Below are 26,898 nucleotides of genomic sequence, written 5' to 3'. Positions count from 1 at the left end.
TTACGCGATCCCGGAGGGGTCCTTGGCCCGCTGCATCGAGGTCTTGCGGGTCACATACAGCCGCCGCACAAAGGCAAGGATAAACAGCGCGGTCAGGATCAGCACAATGGTCGGCGCGGGCGCGCTATCGAGGAAGAAGCTGGCATAGGTCCCCGCCAGCATCGAAAACATGCAGATCAGAACGGAAACCCACAGCATAGTGCTGAACTTGCGCACCACCAGAAAGGCGATGGCCCCCGGCGCAATCAGCAGCCCGATGGCCAAGATCAGCCCCGCCGCCGACAGGGTCGCCACAATCGTCAGCGACAAGGCCGCCAGCAGCCCATAGTGCAGCACCGTGACCGGCAGCCCGGACGCCTGCGCCTGAGCCGGGTCAAAGCTGTGCAGCAGCAGATCTTTCCACTTCAAGACAAGCGCCACACCGACCACCAGGGAAATGATGCCCGCCGTCAGCAGCTCGTGCCCCTCAACCCCCAACATGTTGCCGAACAGGATGTGATCCAGATGGGCGTTGGTCTCAACCGAGACATAAAGCACGATGCCAAGGCCGAACATGCCAGAGAAGACCACCCCCATCACCGTGTCCTGCTTGACCCGGCTGTTGCCCGACAAATAGCCGGTGGCAACCGCGCAGAGCATACCCGCTGCAAAAGCGCCAAGGATCAGCGGCAGCCCCACGATATAGGCCAGCACGATTCCGGGCAGCACCGCATGGCTGACCGCGTCACCCATCAGCGCCCAGCCCTTCATCACCAGAAAGCAGGACAGCAGCGCGGTCGGGATGGACACGATCAGCGAGATCAGAAAGGCGTTCTGCATGAACGCAAACTGGAACGGCATCAAAAGCGTATCAAGGTCCATCACGCAGCTCCCTGTTGTGCGGCGGGGCCGCGTTTCAGTGCTTCGCGCGCCTTGCGTTTTGCCGCCAGCAACCCGTGTTTCGGAGCAAAGACAAAGACCGTCAGGAAGATCAGCGTTTGCAATGTCACGATGATACCGCCGGTGGCACCGTCCAGAAAATAGCTGGCATAGGCGCCAAAGAAACTGGTGAGCGCGCCGATCAGCACCGAGACCATGATCAGCCGCGGGAAGCGGTCGCAGAGCAGATAGGCCGTGGCCCCCGGCGTCACCACCATCGCAATCACCAGAAACGCCCCCACGGTCTGCATCGCCGCCACAACCGAGGCCGACAGCAGCACAAAGAACACCGCCTTTAGCAATCCTGGCCTAAGGCCGATGGTGCGGGCGTGGTTTTCATCAAAGAAGGTGACCATCAGGTCTTTCCACTTGGCCAGCAGCACTGCCAGCGAGACAAAGCCGATGATTGCAAGTTGAGCCGTGTCCTCGGGCGTGATCGCCAGGATGTTGCCCATGGTGATGGTCTGAACTGAGACCGACATCGGGCTGATCGAGACGATGAACAGGCCAAGCCCGAAGAATGACGTGAAAATCAGCCCGATGATCACATCCACCTTAAGGCCGGATCGTTCCGACAAAAACAGCATCGCCCCCGCCGCCAGCCCGCCGGCGATAAAGGCGCCCAGCGCAAAGGGCAGGCCCAGGATGTAGGCGCCCGCCACGCCCGGCACCACCGAATGCGAGAGCGCGTCGCCGATCAGCGACCAGCCTTTGAGCATCAGATAAGCCGACAGGAAGGCGCAGACGCCGCCCACCAGGGAAGAGACCCACATCGCATTGGTCATATAGCCATAGGAGAACGGCTCCAGCAGGTATTCCATCACGGCTTGCCCCCGCCTTCAGCCTTGCCCTCGCTGGTCTGGGTTTTTTCGCCGTATTGGACAAAGGGCCGCTCGTCGTCGGTCAGAATGGTGACCTCGCGGGTGTCGCCGTCGTCATGCAGCGCGTCGCCCCCCAGGGTGAAATGGCGCAGCACCCCGCCAAAGGCATGTTCCAGATTGGCGCGGGTAAAGGTGGTCTCGGTCGGGCCAAATCCCAGAACGGTGCCCTTGACCAGCACAGTGCGGTCGCAGAACTCAGGCACACTGCCGAGGTTGTGGGTGGAAACCAGCATCACCCGGCCCTCGGCTCGCAGCTCGCGCAGCAGGGCGATGATCTGCTCCTCGGTCTTCACGTCCACGCCGGTAAAAGGTTCATCCAGCAGGATCACCTGCCCGTCCTGCGCCAAGGCGCGGGCCAGGAACACCCGTTTGCGCTGGCCGCCGGACAGCTCGCCGATCTGGCGGTGGCGGAAGTCCTGCATATTGACCCGGCGCAGTGCCTCATCCACCGCTTCGTGATCCGCCGCCTTGGGGCGGCGCAGAAACCCCATATGGCCGTAGCGGCCCATCATCACCACATCCTCGACCAGCACCGGAAAGGCCCAGTCGACCTCCTCGGATTGCGGCACATAGGCAACCAGATTCTTGCGCAGTGCCTCCTTGACGGTCAGGCCGAGGATGCGGATTTCACCCTGTGCGGCCGGCACAAACCCCATGATCGCCTTGAACAGGGTCGATTTGCCCGCCCCGTTCACCCCGACCAGCGCCGCAACGGTGCCGCGGGGAATGGAAAAGCTGGCATTCCACAGCGCCGTGTGGCCATTGCGGTAGGTAACGGTGACATCTTTTGCGGCGATCCCGTCATCTGCGGGCGTGGCGCTGGTATTCATAATGTGGGTCTCACTGGCATCAAGCATGGGGCTGTCCTGCAGAGTTACACACAGAAAATGTGCTTTGTGAAATGAAACACCCCGCAGCATGAACTGCGGGGCGTAGGAATTTCCGTTGGAAGGCTCAGTTGGTGACCTCGGTCAGGCCGCGTGCCACGGTTTCGGATGTGACCCTGAGCAGGTCCAGATAGGTGGGCACTGGACCGTCCGCTTCGCTGAGCGAGTCCACATACAACTCACCGCCATAGGCGACGCCGGTTTCACGGGCCACCTGTTCGGCCGGGGCGGTGTTGACGGTGCTTTCGCAGAACACCACAGGGATATCATTGGCGCGCACCCCGTCGATCACTGCGCGCACCTGCTGCGGAGTGCCGACCTGATCGGCGTTCATCGGCCACAGGTACAGCTCTTTCATGCCGAAATCGCGGGCCAGGTAGCTAAAGGCGCCCTCGCAGGTCACCAGCCAGCGCTTATCTTCCGGGATTTCGGCAATGGCGCGGCGCAGAGGCTCGATTGTGGCGCGCAAGCGGTCTTTGTAGTCACCTGCATTTTTGACATAGACCGCGGCGTTCTCCGGATCATGTTCGGCAAAGGCTTCGACGATGTTGTCGATATAAATCAGCGCGTTATCCAACCCCATCCAGGCATGCGGGTTGGCCTTGCCCTCATATGAGCCCGCTGCAATCGGGATTGGGTCAATGCCATCGGTCAGGGTCACCGATGGCACGTCTTCCATATTCGACAGGAACTGTTCGAACCAAAGCTCCAGGTTCATCCCGTTCCACAGGATCAGGTCGGCATCGTGTGCCCGCACGATGTCACGCGGGGTCGGCTCATAACCGTGGATCTCGGCGCCCGGCTTGGTGACCGAAACAACCTCGGCGGCATCCCCTGCCACATTTGCCGCCATATCGGCCAGCACGGTAAAGGTTGTGACAACCTTCATCTTGTCTTCAGCCATGGCAGCGCTGGCAGCAACAGCCGCAAATGCGGCGGCGGAAACTGTCTTGAGCAGGTTCGCGAACATTTGTTTCTCCGTTTTGAAGATCTCTTTGATGCATCGTTATTGCAAATCATTCTCATTTGTCAATGAGATTGAGAATGATTTGCAATAACAGATCCGGATCGGGCCAGGCCACGGCATCACCACTTCCCTGCCAAATGGTTAACGGCAGTTAATGACGTCTTAATGTTGCCCGGATCGCAACCGGCATTTCGCCCCAATCACCGCCTAAACCTGAAGCTGCAGCCAGAACGGCGCGGGACTGAACCTGATCCTTCGACCTACTGAGCGAGCACATTCCCCATGACTTTACCTGGAAATCTTTCCAGCTGTTCCGATGCAATCCAGCTGCTGGTCACTGACACTTCTGTGGCTGACAGCCCGGTGCAGATTGTTCAGCTGCAATGCAGCGGATCTTTGCAGCAACCGCTCTGCGATGCGCTGGCCGACGGCTTGCGCCAGAAATTCCCAGGCGCCGCGGTTACCGCCGCAGACGGGCAGCAGTCCGGCCCGGACCTGACCTTTCGTTTCGTCGAACAGAACCAGTCGGCCGATTGGATCTCTGGCTGGTTGGCCTGGCGGCACAGCGACGGCCGCAGCGGCCAAGGCCCGGTCATCGAACAGTCGGTCATGGATGGACAGCTGAGCGGTGACACTCTTGCGGACTATGCCGGTCAATTGGTCCAGCACACTGAATTTTCTTTGTAATTTAACGATCTAGGATGGAACACGGACATGTGTGAGTATTGCGGTCAAGCCAATCACAGAATTCCCGAAAGCACCGATAGCGGCGGCACAGGCTCAGGCGGCCAGTCTGCCGGCAGCAAACCGACCTACACCGTCGATCAGGTGGCAGAGTATCTTTACAAGGGATATTGGCAGTCGACCGGCCGTACAGAGCGCTCCTTTGATGTGGAAACCGGCGGTCAGCTCACTGTTAACCTCAGCGGGTTGAATGGAACCGGCAAAGAAACCGCACGCAAGGCGCTGGAGAGCTGGACGGCGCTGAGCGGGATCGAGTTTGTCGAAACCACCGGCAGTGCCAAGATCACATTCGACGACAACCGGTCCGGCGCCTATGCCAGCTCCTCGGTCAGCAATGGCACCATTCTAAGCTCCAGCATCAACATCGACGATGCCTGGGCCCAATACGGCAATTACTACCTGCAAACCTACATCCATGAGATCGGCCACGCCCTGGGTCTGGGCCACACCGGCAGCTACAACGGCAGCGCCAGCTACGGTTCGGACGCGCATTTTGCCAACGACAGCTGGCAAATGTCGATCATGTCCTATTTCAGCCAGTCCGAGAACACCGCGGTGAATGCGTCCTTTGCCTATCTGGCAACCGCTCAGCTTGCTGATATCGCAGCGGTTCACCATCTCTATGGCACACCCGTGGACATCGAAACGGGCGACACCATTTACGGCGACGGGCAAACCACCGGCCGCTTCGGCATGGATTTGAACGGCAGCTTCGGCGTGGCTGTTGTAGATAACGGCGGCATCGACCTGATCGACCTCGGCTCGCGCAGCTACAATCAGACGCTGAACCTGAATGAGGAAACATTTTCCAGCCTCAACGGTAAGACCGGCAATTTCGCCATTGCCCGCGGCACCGTGATCGAAAACGCGATCACCGGCTCGGGTATCGACCATATCACAGGCAACGCAGCAGCCAACCAGCTGGAGAGCGGCGCCGGCAATGACCAGATTGAGGGCGGTGACGGAAACGATACCTTGATCGGTGGCGATGGTGCTGACCTGCTGACCGGCGGCAATGGTGCGGACCGGTTCGTATATACAAGCCTCAGCGAAGCCGGCGATTCCATTGCTGACTTTGATCTGGCAGCAGGCGACAGAATCAACATCGCGCAGCTGCTGCAAGCAATCGGCTATGAAGGGGATGATCCGGCAGGCGACGGCGTTGCAACGCTGCAGGCCGGCAGCGGCGGATCCTGGCTGAAGATTTCACACGGCGGCAACAATGCCCTTTTGGTGTTTCTTGTCGGCGTGAACGAGGACGCCAGCCTGGCTGAGATCATCAACATCTCCGGCACCCCGGGGCCGGCACCGGACCCGACACCCGATCCTGAACCCACACCGGATCCTGATCCAACGCCCGATCCTGACCCGACACCTGATCCTGATCCGACACCTGATCCGGATCCAACTCCCGACCCGGACCCGACACCCGACCCGGACCCGACCCCAGGGACCATTGATAACGTGTATGTCTTCGATGACACCTTCCTGACGCAATGGACCGTTCAGATCGGCACCGTCACTGACACAAATGGCGGCATTGATACCCTGGATCTTAGTGCCGTCACGCGGGGTTCCACGATCGACCTGGAAAGCGGGGCATCCGGTAAAATCGGCTCCAAAAGCCTGACAATCAGTGAAGGCACCGAGATTGAGAACGCCATTCTGGGCAGCGGCAATGACAAGGCCTATGGCAACGACCTTGCCAATCTGATCGAAGGCCGCGGCGGCAACGATTTTCTGGACGGGCGCGGCGGCAATGACACGCTGGACGGCGGCATCGGCAACAATAAAATCTATGGCGGCCTGGGCGATGACAGCCTGACGGCCGAGGACGGTAACGACAAAATCTATGGCGGCGACGGGGACGACGCGATCCACGGCGGCAGCGGAAGAAACTTCCTAACCGGTGAAGAGGGTGACGACACCTTGACAGCCGGCTCTGGCGCTGACCGGATTTATGGCGGCCTGGGCAATGACAATTTGGACGGCGGCGATGGCAGGAACCGGATTGAAGGCGGCGAAGGGGACGACGCCATAACCGGCGGCATTGACAAAGACAAGCTGTCAGGCGGCGATGGCAACGATACGATGTCTGCCGGCGATGGTGACAACAAGCTGGATGGCGGCGAGGGCGATGACAGCATGTCCGGCGGCAGCGGCAAAGATAAAATGTCAGGCGGCGAAGGCGACGACACGATGTCTGCCGGCGATGGCGGCAACAAACTGGATGGCGGCAGCGGTGATGATGTCCTCACCTCGGGCAGCGGCAAAGACAGGCTTATAGGCGGCGAAGGCGATGACACGCTGTACGCCGGCGACGGCGAAAACAAACTGGACGGCGGTGACGGCGATGACAGCTTGTCCGGCGGCAGCGAACAGGACAACATTAAAGGCGGTGAAGGGGACGACACGATATACGCCGGTGATGGCGACAACAGGCTGTTTGGCGGTGACGGGAACGACCAGATCACCAGTGGCGCAGGTTCCGACAAACTGAAGGGCGGCTTGGGGGATGACACGCTTTCGGCTGGCGACGGCAATAACAAGGTTGATGGCGGCGATGGCAATGACATGCTCAGCAGCGGCAGCGGCATCGACCAGCTGAAAGGCGGCAATGGCGATGACACGCTGTCGGGCGGTGCCGGAGATGACAAGCTGGATGGCGGGTCCGGCATGGACCGGCTTGAAGGCGGCACCGGGGCGGACCTCCTCAAAGGCGGTAAGGATGCCGATGTGTTTGTCTTCACCTCCGCTGAGGACGCAGGAGATACCATCAGTGATTTCAAGCTGAGCGATGGGGACTTGCTCGACATCGACGGGCTGCTTCTGGATCTGGGCACCAATCTTGACGATGCCCTGTCCAGCGGCAGCCTGAGCCTTAGCGACAGCCGTGCAGTTTGGCTGGAGTATGATGCTGATGGTGCGGGCGGCGAAGACGCGTTTCAGATCACCTATCTGAGAGGGGTCAGATCAAATGCCGAGCTGACCGAAGACTGGTTCATCTAAGACCCGCATGAAAACAGACGCCCGGTCTCCGGCAAGGGGGCCGGGTGTTTGTTTTTCCCGTCACAGCCTGCTGAAGGCTGCGGTCAGGATTTCGGCTGCGGAAACCGGGCCACGCCGCGCGCGCCATCCGGGGTGATCGACATCAGCGACAGCGTGTGATCCATGTTTTTCATCCGGTGCCGCAGCATCATCCGGGTCAGCCGGTTCAGTTCGCTTGCGTAGTCCGGCTGCCCGGCCACATTCTCCAGCTCCCCCTGCCCTTCGCTGTCAAACAGCATCGGCGGCAGATCAGCGGCAAACTCAACCAGCGTGAACCGTTCGTCCCGCAAGATGCCCAGGCAGCTCTCGCTTGGCGATGTGCCCAGAGACTGCTGCCATAGCGTCGGCGTCAGCGGCTCCGAGAAATCCAGTTCCGAGAAGGAATACTGCCGCCAGTCCTGCGGATGCTCTCCCTGCAACAGCGGCAGCAGCGACCGCCCGTCCATCGCATTCGGGATCTCCTGACCGGCCCATTCCAAAACAGTCGGCGTCACGTCAATCGACTCGGTGATCTGGCTGAGGCAGGCTCCGGCATTCGCCTCATTGCCCGGCATCCGGATGATCAGCGGCGTGTGATAGGCGGCGTCATAGACCGTCATTTTTCCCCAGGAATGCCGGTCGCCCAGCATCTCGCCATGGTCGGCGGTGATCACCACCATCGTGTTGTCGTACTGGCCCGTGTCTTTAAGAAACTCGATTACACGGCCGACATGATGGTCCACCTCGCTCGCAAGCCCCAGATAAACCGCGCGCAGGGTACGGATGTTATCATCTGTCGGCTCAAGATCCGGGAACCCTTCAACGAACCCTGCGATCGTGCTCTTGCGCAGTACCGGATCAAAGAACGGATGCTGTTCGCACTCCGCATCCGGTGCCGCCAGCCGCTCGGGCAGCGGCAGCGAGGCAGGATCGTACATGGTGTTATAGGGGGCTGGCGCCACCAGCGGCGGGTGCGGGCGGATATAGGTCAGATGCGCGAACCAGCTTTCCTTGTGGTAGGCCGTCATTTTGCCAAGGAAGGAATTGGTCAGAAACGCGGTGTCACTGTCTTCAGCGGCATAGAGCGCGGGATCGTTCAGCCTGGGCGCGCCGCCACTTGGCGACACCGGCTTGTATACATCCCAATAGTTTTCGAACGCATAACCCTGGTTCATCAGATGCGATTGCCAAGGATAGGACATTTCCATCCGCATCTCGGTCATCTCGTGAAACCCGTTCATCGGGAATTCATAGGTTCTGAGCGCCGGATCATTGGCATCAAATGCCCGCGGGTCCTGCGACGTATCAGTATAGCCGAACAGCATCGGCATATAGCCTGCCTTGCGCATTTCTGTCGCAATGTTCGGCGTGTCATGACGCAGCGGCGTGCCATTTCGAACCGAGCGATGGTTCATTGCGTATTGTCCGGTCAGGATTGAGGCCCGCGACGGCCCGCAAGGGTTGGTGACCGAGAAATGCCGTTTGAAGGACACCGCATCCTTCATGAAGGCACGGATGTTCGGCAGCTCCACATGTTCCGCCAAAGCGCCGAACACACAATCCGCACGCAGCTGGTCGATGATGATGAACAGCACGTTCCGGTTTGCGGGACGTGTCTCGGGGCGGTTTGCAGGCATCCAGGCATCCTTGCAGGCACAAGACAGTTTTCGACTGGCAATCTGTCGCGATCTGCACAGGGATTTCAAGCACCGTTTACACCGCTCTGCAGGATGCAATCTGAAAAATTGTCAGCTGACAAATCCCGGACAATTGTATCTATCAGGCGGCCAGACCCCGTGTGAACAGCCTGCCGAATTGCGGTTGCGGCTCCGTAACACCTGCAAGACGCAGCATGTGCCAGGCCAGCGCCTGGTTGCTGGAAATCACCGGCACCCCGGTTTGCGCCTCAATCTCTGGAATGATCTGCAGGCAGCGCAGGTTGGTACAGGAAATCACAATGGCATCGCAGTCTTCTGCCTTGGCAACCTGCTGCGCCGCATCCGCAATGGCCGCCTCGGTGATCCGTGCCACCACCCGGTCGTCCATTTCCTCAAACGAGCCGAACCCGGCAATTGCAAACCCCGCCTGTTCCAGATTGGCCCGCATCTGCGCGGACACCTCTGGCAGATAAGGCGTGACAAACCCCAGCCGGGAGGCGCCCAGCGCCTTGCCCGCTGCAATGATCGCCGCCAGCGGGTCGGTCACCTTGGCCTTGGGCAAGACCGTCTGCACCGCCTCGGCGACCTTGGCCGAACCGATCACGGTTGACGCCGAGGTGCAGCCGTAACCGATCACATCAAAGTCGAGGGAAGACGGGAACAGCCGCGCCGAGGCCGGCAGATCCGCCTGCATCTGCGCCAGCGTCTCGGGCCGGACCTCGGGCACCATCGGGATACGGCTGTGATAAAGCGCCACGCCGTCCCGCGCCATCATCCGGGCGAATTCCGGCTCCAGCGTCTCATCGGTTTCCAGCACGATCACGCCCAGGGTCGCGCGGGTGCCGATGCCGGCGTCCGTGTCATAAGGGAGCTTCATCGCGGGTCCTCCTTCAGATCACCGGCAGTTCAGGCGCGGCGCGGGTTGTCAGCAATTCGGCACCACCAGCGCGCACCACAATGTTTTCCTCATGCACCATGATCTTGCCGTCACCGTACCCCAGCGAAGGCTCCAGCGTCAGCACCATGTTCTCTTCAATCACCGTGCCGTCAAATGCCGCATGCGAAGGCCATTCGGTCAGCTGCATTCCCAGCCCGTGGCCCAAGCGGCCCACGTCACCGCCCTGATCGTCCAGCTCAGCAATCACGCCCTGCATTGCCAGGAACAGATCGCGGCAGGTCGCCCCCGGTTTGGCGGCTGCAATCCCGGCCTCCGTCGCGCGCCACAGCACGTCATAGGCCCGTTGCGACAGGTCGTCGGCGCGGCCGATGGCAAAGTTGCGGTCGAAGTCGCAGAAATACCCGTCCCAAGTGGAGCCGGTATCGAGCATCACTATGTCGCCGGCCTGCAACGGCCGGCCCGTCGGCGGTGAAATCACGTCGCTATAGCCGCCCTGATCGGCGCCGCCGACCAGATAGGGCACATCGTCTGCGCCTTGCGCCAGTGCCTCGCGGCGGAAGGCGCGGAACAGGTCCTCGAACGGTTGGCCCTCATGGGCGATTTGCGGCACCTGCGCAAAGCTGCGCGAGCCGATGGCGCAGATATGCGACAGCTTTTCGATCTCGGCGGCGGATTTCACCATCCGCAGACTGCGCACCAGCGGCGTTGCATCCGCGATTTTCAGTCCCGGCAGGCCAGACACCAGCCGTTCATAATCACCCAGCGGCATCCGCAGCGCGGTTTCATGCCCTTTCATCACTCCGAGTGACCCGCCGCGGCCGGCAATCGGCGACAGCAGCTCTGTCAGCAGGCTGATGCCATCGTCCTCGGGCGCAGGGGCGCTCCAGGTGCGGATATCCTCGATCCAGGTGCGGCGCATCAGGTCGGCGCCGATTTCCGGGATAATCGCAATAGGTTTGCCCGCAGGCGGCACAAACAGGAACCAGGGCCGCGTCGGGCTTTGCCAGAACAGGGTGTGAAAACCGCTGAAATAGCGCACCTCGGGTTCGGTCAGCAGCAGCAGCCCATCTAGCCCCTGCTGTGCCATCAGCGCCTGCGCCTTTTGGGTCCGGGCCGCAAACTCCGCGTCCGGGAACCCGCGCATGGGCGCCTTAGACATTGTTTTGCCCTGCCATGATCGCGGCATAGATCGCCGGGTCGGTGACACCTTCGGAGCCGATCAGCAGCACGCGGGCCTTGGGTCCCAGCCCTAGCTGTTCGGCAAGATCCGGCGCCTGGCAGGCGGCAATCAGGGCTGCAAGGCCCGCAACTGCGCTTTCACCCGCTTCAACCACCGGATCGCCAGTTTCCGCATTGGCCAGCAGACGCACCGCAGGCGCCACAATGCTGTCCGGGATGGTCAGGAAGTCCGAGGCTTCCTCGGCCAGGATTTCCCAGGCCATTCCCGACGGCTCGCCGCAGGAGAGGCCGGCCATGATGGTTTCTTCCTGAATTGCGAAATTGGTCGCCTTGCCATTGCGGGCGCTGTCGAACAGGCAGGCGGCCAGTTCCGGCTCAACGATCACAACCCGCGGTGACTCGGCGCCGTAATACTGCCGCAGCGCCGCCGCGACCGAGGCCGCCAGCCCGCCGACACCGCCCTGCAGGAACACATGGGTCGGTGCTTGCTCCAGCGTTTCGCAAACCTCGCGGGTCATCACGCAATAGCCAGCCATCACATCGCGCGGCGGCTCGGTGTAGCCTTCCCAGGAGGTATCCGAGACCACAAACCAGCCGTTTTCCTCGGCCTCTTTCTTGGCCAGCAGCACGGATTCGTCATAATCGCCGGTGATACGGATCACCTCGGCGCCAAGTTCGCGCATGGCGACAGCGCGGCCTTCGCTGACCTCGGCATGGATGTAGATCCGGCAGGGTGCGCCGAACCGCTGGCAGCCCCAGGCCAGCGAGCGGCCATGGTTGCCATCAGTGGCCGAGACCAGAGTGATCCCGGCGCAGGCATGTTTATGGGCGCCCTTGCGGATCTCCTCCAGGCTGACGTCCTGGCCCGATTGGCGGCTCAGCTCGCGCTGCAGCACCCGCAGCGCCGCATAAGACCCGCCCAGCGCCTTAAAACTGCCCAAGCCGAACCGCGGCCCTTCGTGTTTGTAGTCGATCCTGTCAACGCCGATTTTACCCGCCAGCCCTGCCAGCGAGACCAGCGGCGTCGCTTCATAGCCATCCCAAGCGGTGATTTCTGCGCAGGCATTGCCAAAGTCCTGCTCGGACAGAACGGTATAAGCGGCATCGCCGGATTTCGGGCTGCCTGCCGTGTGGCGCATGGCAACTGTAAAGTGTTCAAACATGTTCAGTCCTTTCCCGCTGGCAGCCGGTCACGCACCAGCTGTACCCAGAATTCTGCGCCAATGGGCAGCAGAGCATCATTGAAATCGTAATCCGCCGCATGCAGCGGCTGGCCGTTTGGCCCGTTCTCGCCATTGCCCATCAGCAGAAAGCAGCCCGGAACAGCGGCGGCGAAATGGGCGAAATCTTCGGAAAAGCTCATCGGCGGGCGGTTGCGGATTACTTCGCAACCCGCAGCTTCGCCCGCACGGCAGGCGGCCTCAGCCGGGCCTTCCGCATTGATGGTTTCGACAAATTCGGTATTGAAAGTCATCTCAACCTCCACCGCATGGGTGGCCGCAACACCGGCTGTTATCTGGCGCATGAAACGTTCAACCGCCTCGCGGTCCGCAGGCACCCGTGCGCGGACATCGCCCTTAAGCACCGCTTGGCCCGGCAGCACATTGCGCTGGCCGTTTGTCAGAAACTCCGTGACCGACACCACAGCACCAGCCCCCGGCGCCAGCTTGCGCGAAACGATGGTTTGCAGCGCCAGCACCATTTCCGCCCCGACAGTGATGGCATCCACGCCCGCCTGCGGCATTGAGGCATGGCCGCCCTGCCCCTTGATCGAGATTTCAAACAGGCTTTCGCTGCCGCAGATCTGCCCTGGGCGGGTCGAAACCTGCCCCGCCGGCGCGCCGGGCAAGTTGTGAATGGCATAGACTTCTTCGATCGGGAACCGCTCCAGCAGCCCCTCGGCAATCATCGCCTGGGCGCCCAGCCCGTGTTCTTCGTTGGGTTGAAAGATGAACACAACAGTGCCGTCGAAACTCTGCTCCTGCACCAGCCGTTCCGCGGCACCCAGCAGCATGGACATATGGCCGTCATGGCCGCAGGCATGCATCTTGCCGGGTGTTTCAGAAACATAACCGTGGGTGGAGGTTTCAGTGATCGGCAGCGCGTCCATATCGGCCCGCAGCCCAATGGCCCGGTTGCCGGTGCCCGCCCGCAGCAGGCCGACAACGCCAGCGCCTTCATGCACCTCCAGCCCGAGGCCGCGCAGATGATCGGCGACCTTGGCCCTGGTCCGGTCTTCCTGAAAGCCAAGTTCCGGGTGCCGGTGGAAATCCCGGCGCAGCGCGGTCAGGCGGTCCTGAAAGCTGTTCATATGCGTTCCCCAAGCTGATTGCAGAGACCTTATTCTGCGAAACATGACTTGGCGCGTATATTTCTGGTGACGCAGTGACGAAATTTATTGCCGCGAGCGGGTTGCGGGCGGAAATTCGTACCTGTCAGAATGGCTGCAGTTTGGACCGCATTCCGGGAACTTAAGCCTAGATTTCCTCGCCCTTTTCCAGCAGCTCCTCGATCAGCTGCCGCTGGATGCCCGGGCTGTCGCCGCCGCCGAACTGCAGCGCCCCGCCGGTGTAAAGCGTGCCATAGGTGCGGGCGATATTGACGGTCTGGCCAAGCGAGGAGATCAGCTGGTCTTTCTCCAAAGGTGACAGCGGGTGGATGAACACCGCCCAAAGCCGCCCCTTGGCCACGGCATAGCGTGCATCCAGGGCCGTGTCGAAATTGGCCTGCATCATCCGCATCATATCTTCCGCTGTCAGCCCCTCGGCCGGGCGCAGCGGCACCATCGCCCGCATCCGGTCCGCCGTCCGGTCGGTCACCACCAGCATCGGTACGCCTGAAATAGTCAGCTGAAACCCGGTGCCCGCGGGCTGCGCGTTTTCGTCCAATGCAAAGAGTATCCGCCCCAGCCGTTCATAGGTCATCGGCGTTTCCGGGGCTTGGAGGGGGTCGGGCGTGTCCTGCGCCAAGGCAGGCACCGCAAGAACACACGCTGTCACAATCGTCCGCAACCAGGCCATAACGGCACCTCCTCATTGACACATGCACACAGGCTACTGCGCCGCGACGCGAGGCTCCATGCACAGATGAGTGAGGCTCTGTGACTAAGCTCAAACGAAGATCGGGACGATCTGCAATGTCAGACGAACGAACGGGAATTAAACGTCCAGGATTTCGGACCTAAGTTCAACTCATCGGGCTGCACAGCCTGAACTGAACAGAACAACCCGCAACTGAACCTGATGAGGACACCCATGAAAATTCTTCTGACAACCGCCCTGATTTCGCTCTCTGCCGCGCTGGCTGCCCCGGCCTTTGCCGCTGATGAACTCAATGTCTCCAACGGTATCTCGGCCGGCGGCGCACCGCTGGCTGCGCATGGCGTGGATCTTGTGTCGCTGCTGGACAGCCGCAACCCGGTGGAAGGCGTGGCAAACTACTCTGCCACTGTGGACGGCGCCTCTTATTACTTCACATCCGAGGAGAACAAGACCGCGTTCGAGGCCGATCCGGCGAAATACCTGCCGCAGCACGGCGGCTTTTGTTCCTATGGCGTGTCTGTGGGCAAGAAATTCGACGGCGACCCGGACCAGTATCTGGTGCATGACGGCAAGCTGTTCCTGTTCCTGAACGCCGCCACCCGCGCCGCCTTCCTGGAAGACGTGCCCGGCACCGCCAAAACCGCAGACACCCAGTGGGGCCAGATCAAGCACACCGCCGTCAGCGAGCTCTGATCGCGCACCACCCTGCGTCCCGGAGGGCCAGGCGGTTCCGCTCCGTCCCGCCTGCCCTTGCACCCGCGGCTGTTGCGTCAGCTGCGGGTGTTTTTGGTTGTTTGATGTTTACGCCAGTGTTTCGCCGGCCTCGCGGCGGGCTTCGATCACTGTGATCGCCTTGGCCAGGGCTTCTTCGATGCTCAGATCGCTGGTGTCGATCAGAATTGCATCAGCCGCCGGCCGCAATGGCGCCTCGGCACGGTTCATGTCGCGCTCGTCGCGGGCCTTCACATCACCCAGCACCTCATCCAGCGTGGTTACCTTGCCCGCAGCAGCGAGTTCCAGGAACCGGCGCCGCGCGCGGACTTCGGCGCTGGCGGTGACAAAAAATTTTACCTGCGCATAGGGGCAGATCACGGTGCCGATGTCGCGCCCGTCCAGCACCGCGCCCCCGGCCCGGCGGGCAAAGGCGCGCTGGAAATCAATCAATGCGGCGCGCACTTCGGCAATCACCGCCACTTTGGAGGCCGCCTGTGCCACCTCCCGCCCGCGCAGGTCGTCGCGCGCCAGGTCTTCCGGTGTCAGGTTCTGCGCGGCCTCTACTGGCGCCACACCATCCAGCATCTTCGCCCCGACCGCACGGTACAAGAGGCCGGTATCCAGGTGGCTAAAGCCGTAATGGGCCGCCAGCGCCTTGGACAGCGTCCCCTTGCCAGCCGCCGCGGGGCCGTCAACGGCTATCGTGTAACTTTCGCTCATGTGCGCTCCAGCTTGGCGCCGAGGTCCCCCATCAGGCTCTCGAAGATCGGGAAGGATGTTGCAATCGGGCCGCCGTCATCGACGGAGACCGCGTTCTGCGCGCCCATGCCCATCACCATGAAGGACATGGCGATGCGGTGATCCAGGACGCTTTCGCAGGTGCCGCCGCCGGGCACGCCATTGATGCCCAGACCGGTGACTTCCCACCAGTCTTCGCCTTCCTCAACCGTCACGCCGTTGACGCGCAGGCCCTTGGCCATGGCGTCGATGCGGTCGCTTTCCTTGACGCGCAGCTCCTTGACGCCCGCCATCATGGTCTTGCCTTCCGCAAAGGAAGCCACCACCGACAGCACCGGGTATTCGTCGATCATCGAGGCGGCGCGTTCCGGAGGAACCTCAATGCCCTTCATATCGGGCGAGTACTTGGCCCGCAGATCGGCAACCGGCTCGCCGCCCTCTTCGCGCATGTTCTCAAACGTCAGATCTGCGCCCATGTCCTGCAGAGTATAGTAGAGGCCTGCACGGGTCGGGTTCAGGCCGATGTTCGGCACCAGCACGTCGGAACCGGGGGTGATCAGCGCGGCACAGACCGGGAAGGCGGCGGAGGACGGATCGCGCGGCACCGCGATCACCTGCGGGTTCAGCTCCGGACGGCCGGTCAGGGTGATAACGCGGCCCTCTTCGGTTTCCTCGGTGGTGATCTCGGCGCCGAAACCGGCCAGCATCCGCTCGGTATGGTCGCGGGTGGCTTCCTTTTCGATCACCACGGTTTTGCCCGGTGCGTTGAGGCCTGCGAACAGCACCGCGGACTTCACCTGCGCGGACGGCACCGGAACCTTGTAACGCACCGGCACCGGATCAGCCGCACCCACGATAGTCATTGGCAGCCGCCCGCCGGAGCGGCCTACGGATTGCGTGCCGAACAGCGCCAGCGGGTCGGTGACACGTGCCATCGGGCGCTTGTTCAGCGAGGCATCGCCGGTAAAGGTCGCAGTAATCGGAGAGGTGGCCATCACCCCCATGATCAGCCGCACCCCGGTGCCCGAGTTGCCGCAGTCGATCACATTGCCCGGCTCAGCAAAACCGCCGACGCCAACGCCGAACACCGACCAGCTGCCGCCGCCGTGGTTCACCACCTCGGCGCCAAAGGCCTGCATTGCTTTGGCTGTGTCCAGAACGTCCTCGCCCTCCAGCAGGCCGGAAATCCTGGTCTCCCCCACCGACAGCGCGCCCAGGATTAGCGAGCGGTGCGAAATCGACTTGTCCCCGGGCACATCTGCCACGCCTTTCAGCGGATCGGCACGGTGGGAGGTCATCGGGATGGGCGTGCCGTGTCCGGACATGGGGCTTCCTTCGTCTGTCGGTGCTTACTTACGTTGGCGCTATCGGTAACGGATTGGCGCTGGACGGTCCAGAGCCTTTGCCCGCAGCCCGCCCGCACCCTCAGCCAAGGCGGCGGAAGGTCAGGTAATGCGGCGTGCGGCCCTCGCGCAGGGCTTTCTGCTCATAGCGGGTGGAAATCCAGTCATCCCAGGACTGGCGCCAATCTTCGGGACCTTCGGCCAGCCACTCGAAACCGGCCTTCGGCACCTCCTCCAGGGTCTGGCGCACATAGTCGGGAATGTCAGTCGCCACCCGGAAGATCGCGCCCGGCTTCAGGCAGCGGGCCAGCGGCTCAAGATGCTCTTGCGTCACAAAGCGGCGGCGGTGGTGGCGGGCCTTGGGCCAGGGATCGGGATACAGCAGAAAGGCACGCGAAATGGAACCCTCGGGCAGCACATCCATCAGATCGCGCGCGTCACCGGGATGCACCGCGATGTTCTCAGCGCCCGCTTTGCGGATCTTGCCCAGCAGCATGGCGACGCCGTTGATAAACGGTTCGGCCCCGATGATGCCAACATCCGGGTTGCTTGCGGCCTGATGCACCAGATGCTCACCGCCGCCAAAGCCGATCTCAAGCCAGACATCTTTGCCGCCGAACAGCGCGTTCACGTCCAGCGGGGTGCGGTCCGGGTTCACATCCCAATCGACCGCACCGGGGCTGAGGCTGGCCAGATCTTCGTCAAGATAGCGCTTCTGGCTGTCTTTCAGAGTCTTGCCTTTGAAGCGGCCATAGAAGTTGCGCCAAGGCGCGCCGCTGGCATGTTTATCGGCCGCATTGGCAACAGCGGTCCGGGCATTCTTGGTCTTGTCGTCGCGGGGCTTCTGGTCGCCGGACATGCGTCTAGGCTCCTGTTCAGGGCGTCTTTTGAAAGGCTGGACGCTCCTCTGCCGCATGCGGGCCTCTTGGTCAAGCCTGTGTCAAACCGGCTAGCGGGTTTGCCCCTGCCGGATCTCGCGCAGAACGCCCGCTGCAATCAGCCGCAAGCGGCTGGGATACCATTCGCCATCCGGGTCCGTGCGCAGCGTCTCAATCGCAAAGCCGGGATCGACGCCGCGCGCCACCATATAACTGAGATGGTCGTGGATTTCGCGCTGCGTATCCACATAGATCCAGGATCCGAACTCAAAAGGCGTCGCCCAGCGCTGTGCCTTCCGCTCGCTCCGATAGTATTTATGCACCGCTGCCGCCGGCCAATTGCGCTGGTGAAAGCCGATCTTGGACCCGATTGTCATCCGTCGCCGGCTGCCGGCCAGAAAGACATCGACACAGGCGCTGATACAAGCCCCGTCAACCGATGTGTCCAGCCCGTGTTCCAGCACCAGCCCGGCCATCTCTTCCCCGGCATAGACACTGCCGCCAATGCTGTTGAGCTGCAGTTCGGAGATTTCCGGGTTCTTCTTCAGAATTTCCTGCAGGCGCCCGATGTCTTGGTCGGTGATTTCCGCCGGCTCGTCTTCCGTTTTCCGTTCGGTGTCATAAACCAGCGTTCCGCCTTGCAGGCTGAATTTTTGCGGCAATGTATCCTTGGCGGACGCAGATGACGCCAGTGCCAGAAAGGAAAGAACAGTTATCACGCGCAGCATCGCAGTCCCGGCAGCTGGAAACATTCTTCTTTGCACTATGGTGCAGCGGACCGGTGTCTTCCAGCCTCAAAACGTCAGCTCTTCTGCCTCAGTATTTCGCGCGCGAAACACCCGGTCAGCATTGCTGACCGGCCCGCCGCGCCGCAGCGCGGCGCCCGGCCCAACGGGAGAGGCGCATTCCCAGAATGCGCCGAAACGGGCGGGAGCATCACCCAAACAAAAAAGAGCGGCCCCTGCGGCCCGCTCTCTTGTTTCAATCAGCCCTGTGTCAGACTGCTTTCTTCAGCGCCCCGGCCAGATCGGTGCGCTCCCAGCTGAAACCGCCATCGGCTTCCGGATCGCGGCCGAAATGGCCATAGGCAGCGGTGCGCTGATAAATCGGCTTGTTCAGGCCCAGATGCGAACGGATGCCGCGCGGGGTCAGATCCATCACCTGGTCGATCGCCTTTTCAATCGCCGCTGCGTCCACTTCACCGGTGCCATGCGTGTCTGCATAGATCGACAACGGCTTGGACACGCCAATGGCATAAGACAGCTGAATGGTGCATTTCTCCGCGATGCCCGCAGCCACGACGTTTTTGGCCAGATAGCGCGCTGCATAGGCTGCCGAGCGGTCCACCTTGGTCGGGTCCTTGCCGGAAAACGCACCACCGCCATGCGGGGCCGCACCGCCATAGGTGTCCACGATGATTTTACGGCCGGTCAGGCCGGCATCGCCATCCGGGCCGCCGATCACAAACTTGCCGGTCGGGTTCACATGCCATTCAGTGGCGCTGGTCAGCCAGCCTTCGGGCAGGGTTTCACGGATGTAGGGTTCCACCAATGCACGGATGTCAGCCGAGGTCAGGCTTTCGTCCAGGTGCTGGGTCGACAGCACCAGCGAGCTGACGCCCACCGGCTTGCCGCCCTCGTAGACCACCGACAGCTGCGATTTCGCATCCGGACCCAGCGCAGGCTCGGTGCCGTTTTTGCGCACTTCCGCCAAGCGGCGCAGGATCGCGTGGGAATACTGGATCGGCGCAGGCATCAGCGCATCGGTTTCATTGGTGGCAAAACCGAACATAATGCCCTGGTCGCCGGCGCCTTCGTCCTTGTCGCCGGACGCATCCACGCCTTGGGCGATATGGGCGGACTGTTCGTGCAGCAGGTTGGTCACTTCCACGGTTTCGTGGTGGAATTTGTCCTGCTCGTAGCCGATGTCCTTGATGCAGGCACGGGTGATCTCGTCGATCTTGCCCATGTAGTCGTGCAGCTTGTCCTGATCGGACAGGCCGACTTCGCCCCCGATGACAACACGGTTGGTGGTGGCGAAAGTTTCAGCTGCCACGCGTGCTTCGGGTTCTTCCGCCAGGAAGGCATCCAGCACCGCATCTGAAATGCGGTCGCAGACCTTGTCCGGGTGGCCTTCGGAGACAGATTCCGAAGTGAAAGTGTAGTTCATACGGGTCATGAAAAGTGCTCCACTGGTTCCATCCTTGCCACGCCAGGAAGCCGTTGTGGCAGGTATCAAGCCGCAGTACGCGGCCCATCCGCGCGGGTCAATCTATATTCCAATAGAGTTAAGCAGCTATGACCGCGGCACAAGGGCGCGGGAGCGCAAAAAAACCGCAGCCGCAGCCAACAGGCACAGTAGGAACACCGGCCAATCCCCGATGCGGCTGTAGAGCGTCGGCGGCAGCGGCGCAGGCAAGGCCGCATCGATATAACCCGCGTCACCCAGCGGCAGGCTGTTCAGCAGGGTTCCGTCCGCACCGATCATTGCAGACACCCCGGTATTTGCAGCCCGGATCATTGGCAGGCCTTGCTCGATGGCCCGCATCCTGGCCTGCACCAGATGCTGAAAGGGGCCGGACCGGGTGCCGAACCAGGCGTCATTGGTGACCTGCACCAGCATGTCGGGGCGGGTCTCTGCGGCATTCACATCCTGTGGAAAAACAGCCTCGTAGCAGATCAGCGGCAAGGCACGGCCAATAGGCAGATCCATGACCTGCGGCCCGGGCCCGGCGGCATAACCCGCACCAGCCCGCGACGCAAAACCATAGATCCCGAACCGCGCCATGACGTCGCCAAACGGCACATATTCCCCGAACGGCACCAGATGCGCCTTGTCATAGGCGGCAGCGGGCTGACCGTCCATGTCCAGCAGCACCGCAGAATTGTAAAAAGCGCCCGCCTGCTCCCGTTGGATGCCCAGAAGCACCGGCACCCCGCCGGCGTTTTCGGAAATGACCCGCAGGGTGTCATCCGCATAATTCAGCAGCTGCGGCACCGCGGTTTCCGGCCAGACAATCAGATCCGGACGCGGCGCTTCGGCAGAAAAAGCAACAGCGCGACGAACAAATTCCCAGCGGTAATCCGGGTGCCACTTCAAATCCTGCGGTGCGTTGGGCTGAACGATTCGCACGGTCTTGCCTGTTGGATTTGCCTGCGGCGGGGCGGGAACGGTAAAGGCAGCGGCTGCTGCCAGCCCCAATGGCGCCAAGGCTGCCGCCGGGGCCCGCCGCAGCAAGGCCAGCGGCAGGAAGGCCGCAAGCGTCAGCAGCGCCAGCCCTTGCGGGCCGATCCAGGGCAGCAGGTTTGCAGCAGGCGTATCAATCCAGAATTGTCCGAAAGCCGCCCAGGGAAAACCGGTCAGCAGATAAGCGCGGCCAAATTCCGCCAGGGACCAGGCAGCAACCAGCATCGGGATCCGCCAGACGCCGGCGCTGAACCGGGCGGCCAGTCCAAAGGCAGCGCCCCAAAACAAGGCAAGCCCGGCCGCCAGAAACAGCAGCGCAAAAGGGGCCATCCAGGCATGGCGTTCGGGATCAATCTGAAAGGGTTCAAGAATCCAGGACAGGCCAAAGGCAAAATACCCCAGCCCGAACAGCCAGCCGGCCAGCATCGCCGCGCGCGCCGTGGCGGCCTGCAGAACCAGCCAGCCTGCGGCGCCCAAGGCAAGCGGCAGTCCGAACCAAAAGCTCCAGGGGGCAAGTGCCAGAGACGCCAGCGCGCCGCCGCCAAAGGCCAGACCGGCACGGGCCGGACTGAACCGCCGCACGGCCTGCCGCAGCCCGGTTGCCATCATGCAGCGGCGTCTGGCAGCCGAACCCGCAACCGCTTGATCCGGCGGGGGTCGGCGTCCATCACTTCAAATTCGGTGCCTTCGGGGTGTTCGATCACCTCGCCGCGGGCTGGCACCCGGCCCGAGAGCATGAAGACCAGCCCGCCCAGGGTCTCGATCTCTTCCTCGTCCACGTCGTCGTGGCTGGTCAGAGACTGGCCGATCTCAGTCTCGAATTCCGGCAGCGGGGTCCGGGCAAGCGCAATGTAGCATCCGGGCTTTTCCTCGAACCAGGTCTGCAGCTCATCGGCGTCGTGCTCGTCCTCGATCTCGCCGACCACCTGCTCGATCAGATCCTCGATGGTGACAAGCCCGTCCACACCGCCGTATTCGTCGATCACCAGCGCCATATGGCGGCGCTCGGCCTGCATTTTGGTCAGAAGTACCCCGATCGGCATCGACGGCGGCACAAACAGCAGCGGACGCAGCATTTGGGACAGCTCAAAGTCCGAGGTGCCGCCGTTGAAGCCGTGGGTCAGCGAGAAATCCTTGAGGTGAACAAAGCCCAGCGGCGTGTCCAGCGTGCCCTCATACACCGGGATCCGGGTAAAGCCGCTTTCGCGGAAAATGCCGACAAGGTCTTCCTTGGCGATGGAGACCGGCACAGCGGCGATTTCTGCAGATGGAATCGCAACGTCCTCAACCCGCAGCCGGCGCAGGTTCATCATGCCACGCGGTTCCGTCCCGGCAACGGGCTGTTCGCGGCCACTGTCTTCTTCGGACTGCGGCTCTGCACTGAAGGCCCCGAAGAGCCGTGCCCAGAAACCGGTTTTCCCAGAGGCCGGCGCATCCGCTGCCGTGCCATTGATGTTCTGCAGCGCGCCCTGCGCCGCGTTAGAACTGCCTTCTATGTCGCCCATCGATCCTATCCAAAGGCCCCGCTTAAGGGGCGTCCTCACTCATATATGGGTTCGCGATACCCATTTTGCCAAGTAGCAGCACCTCAATCCCTTCCATCAATGCGGCATCCCGGTCACGAATGTGATCATAACCTAAAAGATGCAACATTCCGTGAACAATCAAATGGCGGGTGTGATCGCCCAGCGGCTTGCCTGCTTCGGCAGCTTCGCGGGCACAAGTGTCATAAGACACCGCGATGTCGCCCAGCGGGTATTCGCCGGTGAAATCGGCCTGGGGCCGCGCCGGGGTGCCGCCGTCTTCTTCCGCGGCAAGGTCTTCGGCAGGCCAGCTCAGCACATTTGTCGGCTTGGCCTTTTCGCGGAACTCGGCGTTGAGATCCGCAATGCGCGGGTCATCACAGGCCAGAAGCGAGATTTCGCAATCCTCCGGGTCCAATGCGAAATGCGCCAGAACCGCTGAGACAGCCTGTTCAGCCAGTGCTTCAAGCCCGGCCTCTTGCCAGCGGCTGTCTTCGATAGTGATGTCGAGCGTCATGGAGCCGTTGCACATGCGGGGGCCAGCCCCCGCACCCCCGGAGTATTTTTACAAAGGTGAAACCCGGCAGAGCCTTAGCATCAGGCCGGTTTAGCATCCGCGTCATAGGCCTCGATGATCGCCGCCACAAGGGGGTGCCGCACCACGTCGCGGGCAGTGAAGTAATTGAAGCTGATTTTAGGGATCGCGTTCAGCAGCCGTTCCGCGTCTGCCAGACCCGATTGCACGCCGCGCGGCAGATCGACCTGGGAGCGGTCGCCGGTGATCACCATGCGCGAACCTTCGCCCAGGCGGGTCAGGAACATCTTCATCTGCATGGTGGTCGCATTCTGCGCCTCATCCAGCACCACAAAGGCATTGGACAGCGTGCGCCCGCGCATGAAGGCCAGCGGCGCGATTTCGATGCGCTTTTCCTCGATCAGTTTGGCCGCCTGTTTTTCCGGCAGGAAGTCGTTCAGCGCATCGTACAAGGGCTGCATGTAAGGATCGACCTTGTCCTTCATGTCGCCGGGCAGGTAGCCGAGCTTTTCGCCCGCCTCCACCGCCGGGCGGCTGAGGATGATGCGGTCCACATGGCCGGTGATGAACATGGAGACACCCACCGCAACGGCGAGATAGGTCTTGCCCGTGCCCGCCGGACCGATCCCGAAGGCCAGTTCACTTTCGAACAGCGAATGCACATAGGCCTTCTGTGCTTCGGTGCGCGGTTCCACCAGTTTTTTACGGGTTTTGATTTCCACCCGGCCGCCGCGGAACATTTGCAATTGGCCGTCCGGTTCGGCATCCGCCGTCTCTTGGCCCATGCGCAATTCGCGGTCGATATCGCCGCTTTCGACGCTGCGGCCGGTTTCCAGCCGGTCATATAGCGCGGTGAGCACCCCGGCCGCCTGACCGCGTGCCGACTCCTCGCCCATCACCGACAGCTGGTTGCCGCGGCGGACAATCTGCACGCCCAGTTTCTGTTCGATGTCAGCCAGGTTGCGGTCGTATTCGCCGCACAGGTCGATCAGCAATCGGTTGTCGGGAAATTCCAGAAGCACTTCATGGGTTGCGGACTGGTCTTGCGCGTCATTCAGGGCACTGATGGCCAAGCTGATCTCCTCAATCTGGCGTTGCTCTTTCAGTTTGCCCGCGAAGTGGAAATTGCGCAAGATCCGGCGCACAAAATTCACACCGCTGAAACAAAACAGCCGCCCCGGAGGGCGGCTGAAAAGCAATTGGCACAAAGTCCGCTTACAGCGCGTCGGCGAAGGTAGAGCCAGCCTTGAACGGGCCGGTGGCAGTGTTGCGCGGCAGGTTGCTGTTGCAGACCGGCTTGCCATCAGGTGTGCGGCGCAGGTCGGCGTAGCCTTCGAGACCGTCGTCGATAATCCAGTGCTCGCAGCCCTGCGGGTCGACCCAGATGCCGGCGGTCATATTCGACAGATGGCTGGAAGAACCATCGCCGGCATGCTGGTCACGGGTTTTGTCCAGGGTTTCGGAACAGGCCGGGACCAGGGCCGCGGCGGCGAGGAGCAGAAGTGTTTTACGCATCAGCATGGTTTTTGTCTCCTCAGCGCAGGCAATAGATTTCGACACGGCGGTTTTGCGCCATATTTCCGGCACTGGTGTTGGGCACCCGCGGGTCGCGTTCACCATAGGCGCGCACATCCTTGATCCGCGCACCCACCGAACGGCCCGCCTGAGCCACAGCATGGGCGCGGCGCTCGGACAGGCGGATATTATATTCATCCGAGGCCCGGCTGTCGGTATGGCCTGCCACGATGAAGGCACGGGCGCCATTGGATTTTGCCTGCTGGAAAAACTCCCCCAGGCGCTTGCGGCCTGCGGCATTGATGTAGTGTTTGTCCGTGGCAAAAAACTGATCTGTCGGCATCACGCCGCAAATGTTGCCGCGGCGGCAGACCGGCTTGCCATCCGGGGTCACATGCGGGGACATGAAGCCTTCGGCGCCGTCATCCATCACCCAGTGTTCGCAGCCGTCCGGGTCAACCCAGATGGTGGGCACATAACGTTCGCCCTTGATGGTCCGCTGAGTTTGCGCGCTGGCAGGCGCGGCAGCAATGCTGAGCGCAGCCGCAGCAGCGGCGGCCAGCGCAACCGCTTTATTAAATTTGAGTATCAACACAACCAGATTTCCTTCACCTAAGTTCCCCCAGCGCGCTTGCCGCTTACGTGCCCACCGCTCAGGCCATAAGAGTCAAACTACCTGAAATTGATGCAGTATACCTGCTAAATTAATTGTTATTCCGCGCAGATTAATCGCATTTTCCGGGACACTCAAAGCACCCAAATAATATTGTCGCCGGAACCGATGCAATCGGGACTCACCTGCGCAATCCGAAAAAACGGAGATAGAGCCGCTCTGAAAAAAGCGGCTGGAAAGATTCGCGCTGTGGCGGAAGCTTTAGCCGATCAATTCCCCGGCCAGGGAATTTGCACCAGAGGAAATGATGCGCACCCGGGCCAAGTCCCCCGGCGCGCGGTTGCAATCAGCGACATGAACGGCGTGGAGGTAGTCGGATTTACCAACCATCTGGCCCGGCCGGCGGCCCGGCTTCTCAAACAGAACGCCCACTTCGCGGCCCACCATGCTGTCCTGCACCTCGCGCTGCTGCCGGGTCAGCAGAGCCTGCAGGCGCTGCAGCCGGTCATCCGCCGCGGCCGGATCGACCTGGGCGCGTTCGGCTGCAGGGGTGCCGGGGCGGGTCGAGTATTTGAAGGAATAGGCAGTGCCGTATTTCACCTCTTCCACCAGGTCCATGGTGGCCTGGAAATCTTCCTCGGTCTCTTCCGGGAAGCCGACGATGAAGTCGCCGGAGATCAGGATATCGGGCCGTGCCGCGCGGATGCGCTCAATCAGGCGGAGGTAGCTTTCGGCGGTGTGCGCGCGGTTCATCCGCTTCAGGATCTTGTCGGACCCCGCCTGCACCGGCAGATGCAGATAAGGCATCAGCTTGGTGCAGGTGCCATGCGCCTCGATCAGGTCGTCCTGCATGTCGTTGGGATGCGACGTGGTGAAGCGGATGCGCTCCAGCCCGTCGACCTTGTCCAGCTCCCAGATCAGCTGTGCCAGGGTCAGGTCGCCATTGGGGCCGGCCCCGTGATAGGCGTTCACATTCTGGCCCAGAAGGGTGATTTCGCGCACGCCGCGCTCTACCAGATCGCGGGCTTCGGTCAGAATGCGATCCGCAGGGCGCGAAACTTCGGCGCCGCGGGTATAGGGCACCACGCAGAAAGCGCAAAATTTGTCGCAGCCTTCCTGCACCGTCAGAAACGCGGTGGGGCCGCGCTTGGCCTTGGGGCGGTTCTTCAGCTTCTCAAACTTGTCTTCCTCGGGGAAATCGGTGTCCAGCACCTTTTCCCCTTCGCGCGTCTTGGCTTCCATTTCGGGCAAACGGTGATAGCTTTGCGGGCCGACCACCAGATCCACCAGCGGCTGGCGGCGCATGATCTCTTCGCCCTCGGCCTGGGCGACACAGCCGGCGACACCGATCTTCAGATCCGGCTTTTCTGCCTTCAGCCCTTTGAAACGGCCCAGCTCGGAATAGACTTTCTCGGCGGCCTTTTCCCGGATGTGGCAGGTATTGAGCAGGATCATGTCGGCGTCATCCGCCGATTTGGTCTCGACATAGCCTTCACCGCCCAGCGCTTCGGCCATGCGTTCGCTGTCATAGACATTCATCTGACAGCCATAGGTCTTGATAAACAGCTTCTTCGGGGCGCTCATGCGGGTCAGCCTTCCAGCCAAGGTGGGTAAACAGCGGCCTGCCTTACAGACAAATGCCGCCGCTTGCAA

At 61.7% G+C, this 26,898-nt stretch carries 25 protein-coding genes and 1 riboswitch; of the genes, 3 read left to right on the top strand and 22 right to left on the bottom strand.

What is annotated here, in order from left to right:
- The 4 genes from K3557_RS00830 to K3557_RS00815 form a co-directional block, all read right to left on the bottom strand.
- Positions 1 to 861 carry a metal ABC transporter permease gene (locus K3557_RS00830; RefSeq protein ID WP_129369496.1) on the bottom strand — a complete coding sequence of 287 codons (861 nt, stop codon included), beginning with the start codon at positions 859 to 861 and terminating at the stop codon, positions 1 to 3.
- A complete protein-coding gene (locus K3557_RS00825; RefSeq protein WP_259999508.1) occupies positions 861 to 1,739 on the bottom strand; it encodes a metal ABC transporter permease in 879 nt (292 codons plus the stop codon). Before K3557_RS00825 ends, K3557_RS00830 begins: the two co-directional genes overlap by 1 nt.
- Positions 1,739 to 2,656, bottom strand: coding sequence for a manganese/iron ABC transporter ATP-binding protein (locus tag K3557_RS00820; protein WP_311198485.1), 918 nt, complete (start codon positions 2,654 to 2,656; stop codon positions 1,739 to 1,741). Before K3557_RS00820 ends, K3557_RS00825 begins: the two co-directional genes overlap by 1 nt.
- Positions 2,657 to 2,753: 97 nt before the next feature.
- Positions 2,754 to 3,656, bottom strand: a complete 903-nt coding sequence (locus K3557_RS00815) for a metal ABC transporter substrate-binding protein (RefSeq protein WP_311198484.1) — start codon at positions 3,654 to 3,656, stop codon at positions 2,754 to 2,756.
- Positions 3,657 to 3,935: 279 nt separating this feature from the next.
- Here K3557_RS00815 and K3557_RS00810 point away from each other — a divergent pair, with 279 nt between their 5' ends.
- Together K3557_RS00810 and K3557_RS20445 are read left to right on the top strand one after the other, a co-directional pair.
- A complete protein-coding gene (locus tag K3557_RS00810) occupies positions 3,936 to 4,340 on the top strand; it encodes a hypothetical protein (RefSeq protein WP_259996933.1) in 405 nt (134 codons plus the stop codon).
- Between the two features lie 27 nt (positions 4,341 to 4,367).
- A complete protein-coding gene (locus K3557_RS20445; RefSeq protein WP_311198483.1) occupies positions 4,368 to 7,406 on the top strand; it encodes a M10 family metallopeptidase in 3,039 nt (1,012 codons plus the stop codon).
- 83 nt (positions 7,407 to 7,489) lie between these two features.
- On the opposite strand, the gene K3557_RS00790 is transcribed toward K3557_RS20445, so the two are convergent.
- The 6 genes from K3557_RS00790 to K3557_RS00765 all read right to left on the bottom strand — a co-directional run bounded on the left by K3557_RS00790 (position 7,490) and on the right by K3557_RS00765 (position 14,179).
- Positions 7,490 to 9,061: an alkaline phosphatase family protein gene (locus K3557_RS00790; protein WP_259996932.1), complete on the bottom strand. Its 1,572-nt coding sequence runs from the start codon at positions 9,059 to 9,061 to the stop codon at positions 7,490 to 7,492.
- Between the two features lie 142 nt (positions 9,062 to 9,203).
- Complete coding sequence (locus K3557_RS00785) at positions 9,204 to 9,959, bottom strand: aspartate/glutamate racemase family protein (protein ID WP_259996931.1); 756 nt, start codon at positions 9,957 to 9,959, stop codon at positions 9,204 to 9,206.
- A gap of 13 nt (positions 9,960 to 9,972) precedes the next feature.
- Positions 9,973 to 11,139, bottom strand: coding sequence for a Xaa-Pro peptidase family protein (locus K3557_RS00780; protein WP_259996923.1), 1,167 nt, complete (start codon positions 11,137 to 11,139; stop codon positions 9,973 to 9,975).
- Complete coding sequence (locus K3557_RS00775; RefSeq protein ID WP_259996922.1) at positions 11,132 to 12,322, bottom strand: diaminopropionate ammonia-lyase; 1,191 nt, start codon at positions 12,320 to 12,322, stop codon at positions 11,132 to 11,134. Before K3557_RS00775 ends, K3557_RS00780 begins: the two co-directional genes overlap by 8 nt.
- Before the next feature lie 2 nt (positions 12,323 to 12,324).
- On the bottom strand, positions 12,325 to 13,470 hold the full coding sequence (locus K3557_RS00770) for an amidohydrolase (protein ID WP_259996920.1): 1,146 nt from the start codon (positions 13,468 to 13,470) through the stop codon (positions 12,325 to 12,327).
- Positions 13,471 to 13,636: 166 nt separating this feature from the next.
- Positions 13,637 to 14,179, bottom strand: a complete 543-nt coding sequence (locus tag K3557_RS00765; RefSeq protein ID WP_259996918.1) for a hypothetical protein — start codon at positions 14,177 to 14,179, stop codon at positions 13,637 to 13,639.
- Positions 14,180 to 14,413: 234 nt separating this feature from the next.
- Here K3557_RS00765 and K3557_RS00760 point away from each other — a divergent pair, with 234 nt between their 5' ends.
- Complete coding sequence (locus K3557_RS00760; RefSeq protein ID WP_259987685.1) at positions 14,414 to 14,893, top strand: YHS domain-containing (seleno)protein; 480 nt, start codon at positions 14,414 to 14,416, stop codon at positions 14,891 to 14,893.
- 108 nt (positions 14,894 to 15,001) lie between these two features.
- On the opposite strand, the gene K3557_RS00755 is transcribed toward K3557_RS00760, so the two are convergent.
- The 12 genes from K3557_RS00755 to miaB form a co-directional block, all read right to left on the bottom strand.
- A complete protein-coding gene (locus tag K3557_RS00755) occupies positions 15,002 to 15,634 on the bottom strand; it encodes a d(CMP) kinase (protein ID WP_129369485.1) in 633 nt (210 codons plus the stop codon).
- Complete coding sequence (gene aroA / locus K3557_RS00750; RefSeq protein ID WP_259996916.1) at positions 15,631 to 16,977, bottom strand: 3-phosphoshikimate 1-carboxyvinyltransferase; 1,347 nt, start codon at positions 16,975 to 16,977, stop codon at positions 15,631 to 15,633. Before aroA ends, K3557_RS00755 begins: the two co-directional genes overlap by 4 nt.
- Before the next feature lie 100 nt (positions 16,978 to 17,077).
- Positions 17,078 to 17,854 carry a tRNA (guanosine(46)-N(7))-methyltransferase TrmB gene (locus tag K3557_RS00745; RefSeq protein ID WP_259996914.1) on the bottom strand — a complete coding sequence of 259 codons (777 nt, stop codon included), beginning with the start codon at positions 17,852 to 17,854 and terminating at the stop codon, positions 17,078 to 17,080.
- 90 nt (positions 17,855 to 17,944) lie between these two features.
- The gene (locus K3557_RS00740) at positions 17,945 to 18,601 is read right to left on the bottom strand and encodes a hypothetical protein (RefSeq protein WP_259996913.1); all 657 of its coding nucleotides are present in this window, start codon (positions 18,599 to 18,601) and stop codon (positions 17,945 to 17,947) included.
- A 268-nt stretch (positions 18,602 to 18,869) separates the two neighbouring features.
- Positions 18,870 to 20,051: a methionine adenosyltransferase gene (gene metK, locus K3557_RS00735; RefSeq protein ID WP_259987694.1), complete on the bottom strand. Its 1,182-nt coding sequence runs from the start codon at positions 20,049 to 20,051 to the stop codon at positions 18,870 to 18,872.
- Positions 20,052 to 20,057: 6 nt separating this feature from the next.
- Positions 20,058 to 20,107: riboswitch (SAM-SAH riboswitch) on the bottom strand.
- Between the two features lie 61 nt (positions 20,108 to 20,168).
- Entirely contained in the window at positions 20,169 to 21,668 is a 1,500-nt protein-coding gene (lnt, locus tag K3557_RS00730) for an apolipoprotein N-acyltransferase (RefSeq protein WP_259996911.1), read from the bottom strand.
- A complete protein-coding gene (locus K3557_RS00725) occupies positions 21,665 to 22,564 on the bottom strand; it encodes a hemolysin family protein (RefSeq protein ID WP_259987698.1) in 900 nt (299 codons plus the stop codon). The genes lnt and K3557_RS00725 overlap by 4 nt, the downstream gene beginning before the upstream one ends.
- Before the next feature lie 22 nt (positions 22,565 to 22,586).
- Complete coding sequence (ybeY, locus tag K3557_RS00720; RefSeq protein WP_259999502.1) at positions 22,587 to 23,099, bottom strand: rRNA maturation RNase YbeY; 513 nt, start codon at positions 23,097 to 23,099, stop codon at positions 22,587 to 22,589.
- A gap of 80 nt (positions 23,100 to 23,179) precedes the next feature.
- Positions 23,180 to 24,190 carry a PhoH family protein gene (locus K3557_RS00715; RefSeq protein ID WP_134828862.1) on the bottom strand — a complete coding sequence of 337 codons (1,011 nt, stop codon included), beginning with the start codon at positions 24,188 to 24,190 and terminating at the stop codon, positions 23,180 to 23,182.
- Between the two features lie 142 nt (positions 24,191 to 24,332).
- A complete protein-coding gene (locus K3557_RS00710) occupies positions 24,333 to 24,638 on the bottom strand; it encodes a hypothetical protein (RefSeq protein WP_129369476.1) in 306 nt (101 codons plus the stop codon).
- Positions 24,639 to 24,651: 13 nt separating this feature from the next.
- On the bottom strand, positions 24,652 to 25,233 hold the full coding sequence (locus K3557_RS00705) for an OmpA family protein (protein ID WP_134828861.1): 582 nt from the start codon (positions 25,231 to 25,233) through the stop codon (positions 24,652 to 24,654).
- Positions 25,234 to 25,506: 273 nt separating this feature from the next.
- On the bottom strand, positions 25,507 to 26,829 hold the full coding sequence (miaB, locus tag K3557_RS00700; RefSeq protein WP_259996909.1) for a tRNA (N6-isopentenyl adenosine(37)-C2)-methylthiotransferase MiaB: 1,323 nt from the start codon (positions 26,827 to 26,829) through the stop codon (positions 25,507 to 25,509).
- Positions 26,830 to 26,898 lie beyond the last annotated feature (69 nt).

This window comes from Leisingera sp. M523, assembly GCF_025141335.1.
In the GTDB taxonomy this organism is placed as follows: Bacteria; Pseudomonadota; Alphaproteobacteria; order Rhodobacterales; family Rhodobacteraceae; genus Leisingera.
This window is presented reverse-complemented; position numbering and strand designations above follow the sequence as displayed.

Bases quoted from the DNA above. Each gene is read 5' to 3' on its own strand.
- K3557_RS00780 (WP_259996923.1), bottom strand. From the start codon at position 11,139: ATGTCTAAGGCGCCCATGCGCGGGTTCCCGGACGCGGAGTTTGCGGCC.
- miaB (WP_259996909.1), bottom strand. From the start codon at position 26,829: ATGAGCGCCCCGAAGAAGCTGTTTATCAAGACCTATGGCTGTCAGATG.
- K3557_RS20445 (WP_311198483.1), top strand. From the start codon at position 4,368: ATGTGTGAGTATTGCGGTCAAGCCAATCACAGAATTCCCGAAAGCACC.
- K3557_RS00825 (WP_259999508.1), bottom strand. From the start codon at position 1,739: ATGGAATACCTGCTGGAGCCGTTCTCCTATGGCTATATGACCAATGCG.
- K3557_RS00725 (WP_259987698.1), bottom strand. From the start codon at position 22,564: ATGGGCGACATAGAAGGCAGTTCTAACGCGGCGCAGGGCGCGCTGCAG.
- metK (WP_259987694.1), bottom strand. From the start codon at position 20,051: ATGACCCGTATGAACTACACTTTCACTTCGGAATCTGTCTCCGAAGGC.
- K3557_RS00755 (WP_129369485.1), bottom strand. From the start codon at position 15,634: ATGAGCGAAAGTTACACGATAGCCGTTGACGGCCCCGCGGCGGCTGGC.
- K3557_RS00765 (WP_259996918.1), bottom strand. From the start codon at position 14,179: ATGGCCTGGTTGCGGACGATTGTGACAGCGTGTGTTCTTGCGGTGCCT.
- K3557_RS00820 (WP_311198485.1), bottom strand. From the start codon at position 2,656: ATGCTTGATGCCAGTGAGACCCACATTATGAATACCAGCGCCACGCCC.
- K3557_RS00760 (WP_259987685.1), top strand. From the start codon at position 14,414: ATGAAAATTCTTCTGACAACCGCCCTGATTTCGCTCTCTGCCGCGCTG.
- K3557_RS00710 (WP_129369476.1), bottom strand. From the start codon at position 24,638: ATGCTGATGCGTAAAACACTTCTGCTCCTCGCCGCCGCGGCCCTGGTC.
- K3557_RS00740 (WP_259996913.1), bottom strand. From the start codon at position 18,601: ATGCTGCGCGTGATAACTGTTCTTTCCTTTCTGGCACTGGCGTCATCT.
- K3557_RS00810 (WP_259996933.1), top strand. From the start codon at position 3,936: ATGACTTTACCTGGAAATCTTTCCAGCTGTTCCGATGCAATCCAGCTG.
- K3557_RS00785 (WP_259996931.1), bottom strand. From the start codon at position 9,959: ATGAAGCTCCCTTATGACACGGACGCCGGCATCGGCACCCGCGCGACC.
- aroA (WP_259996916.1), bottom strand. From the start codon at position 16,977: ATGTCCGGACACGGCACGCCCATCCCGATGACCTCCCACCGTGCCGAT.
- K3557_RS00775 (WP_259996922.1), bottom strand. From the start codon at position 12,322: ATGTTTGAACACTTTACAGTTGCCATGCGCCACACGGCAGGCAGCCCG.
- K3557_RS00770 (WP_259996920.1), bottom strand. From the start codon at position 13,470: ATGAACAGCTTTCAGGACCGCCTGACCGCGCTGCGCCGGGATTTCCAC.
- lnt (WP_259996911.1), bottom strand. From the start codon at position 21,668: ATGATGGCAACCGGGCTGCGGCAGGCCGTGCGGCGGTTCAGTCCGGCC.
- ybeY (WP_259999502.1), bottom strand. From the start codon at position 23,099: ATGACGCTCGACATCACTATCGAAGACAGCCGCTGGCAAGAGGCCGGG.
- K3557_RS00830 (WP_129369496.1), bottom strand. From the start codon at position 861: ATGGACCTTGATACGCTTTTGATGCCGTTCCAGTTTGCGTTCATGCAG.
- K3557_RS00815 (WP_311198484.1), bottom strand. From the start codon at position 3,656: ATGTTCGCGAACCTGCTCAAGACAGTTTCCGCCGCCGCATTTGCGGCT.
- K3557_RS00790 (WP_259996932.1), bottom strand. From the start codon at position 9,061: ATGCCTGCAAACCGCCCCGAGACACGTCCCGCAAACCGGAACGTGCTG.
- K3557_RS00745 (WP_259996914.1), bottom strand. From the start codon at position 17,854: ATGTCCGGCGACCAGAAGCCCCGCGACGACAAGACCAAGAATGCCCGG.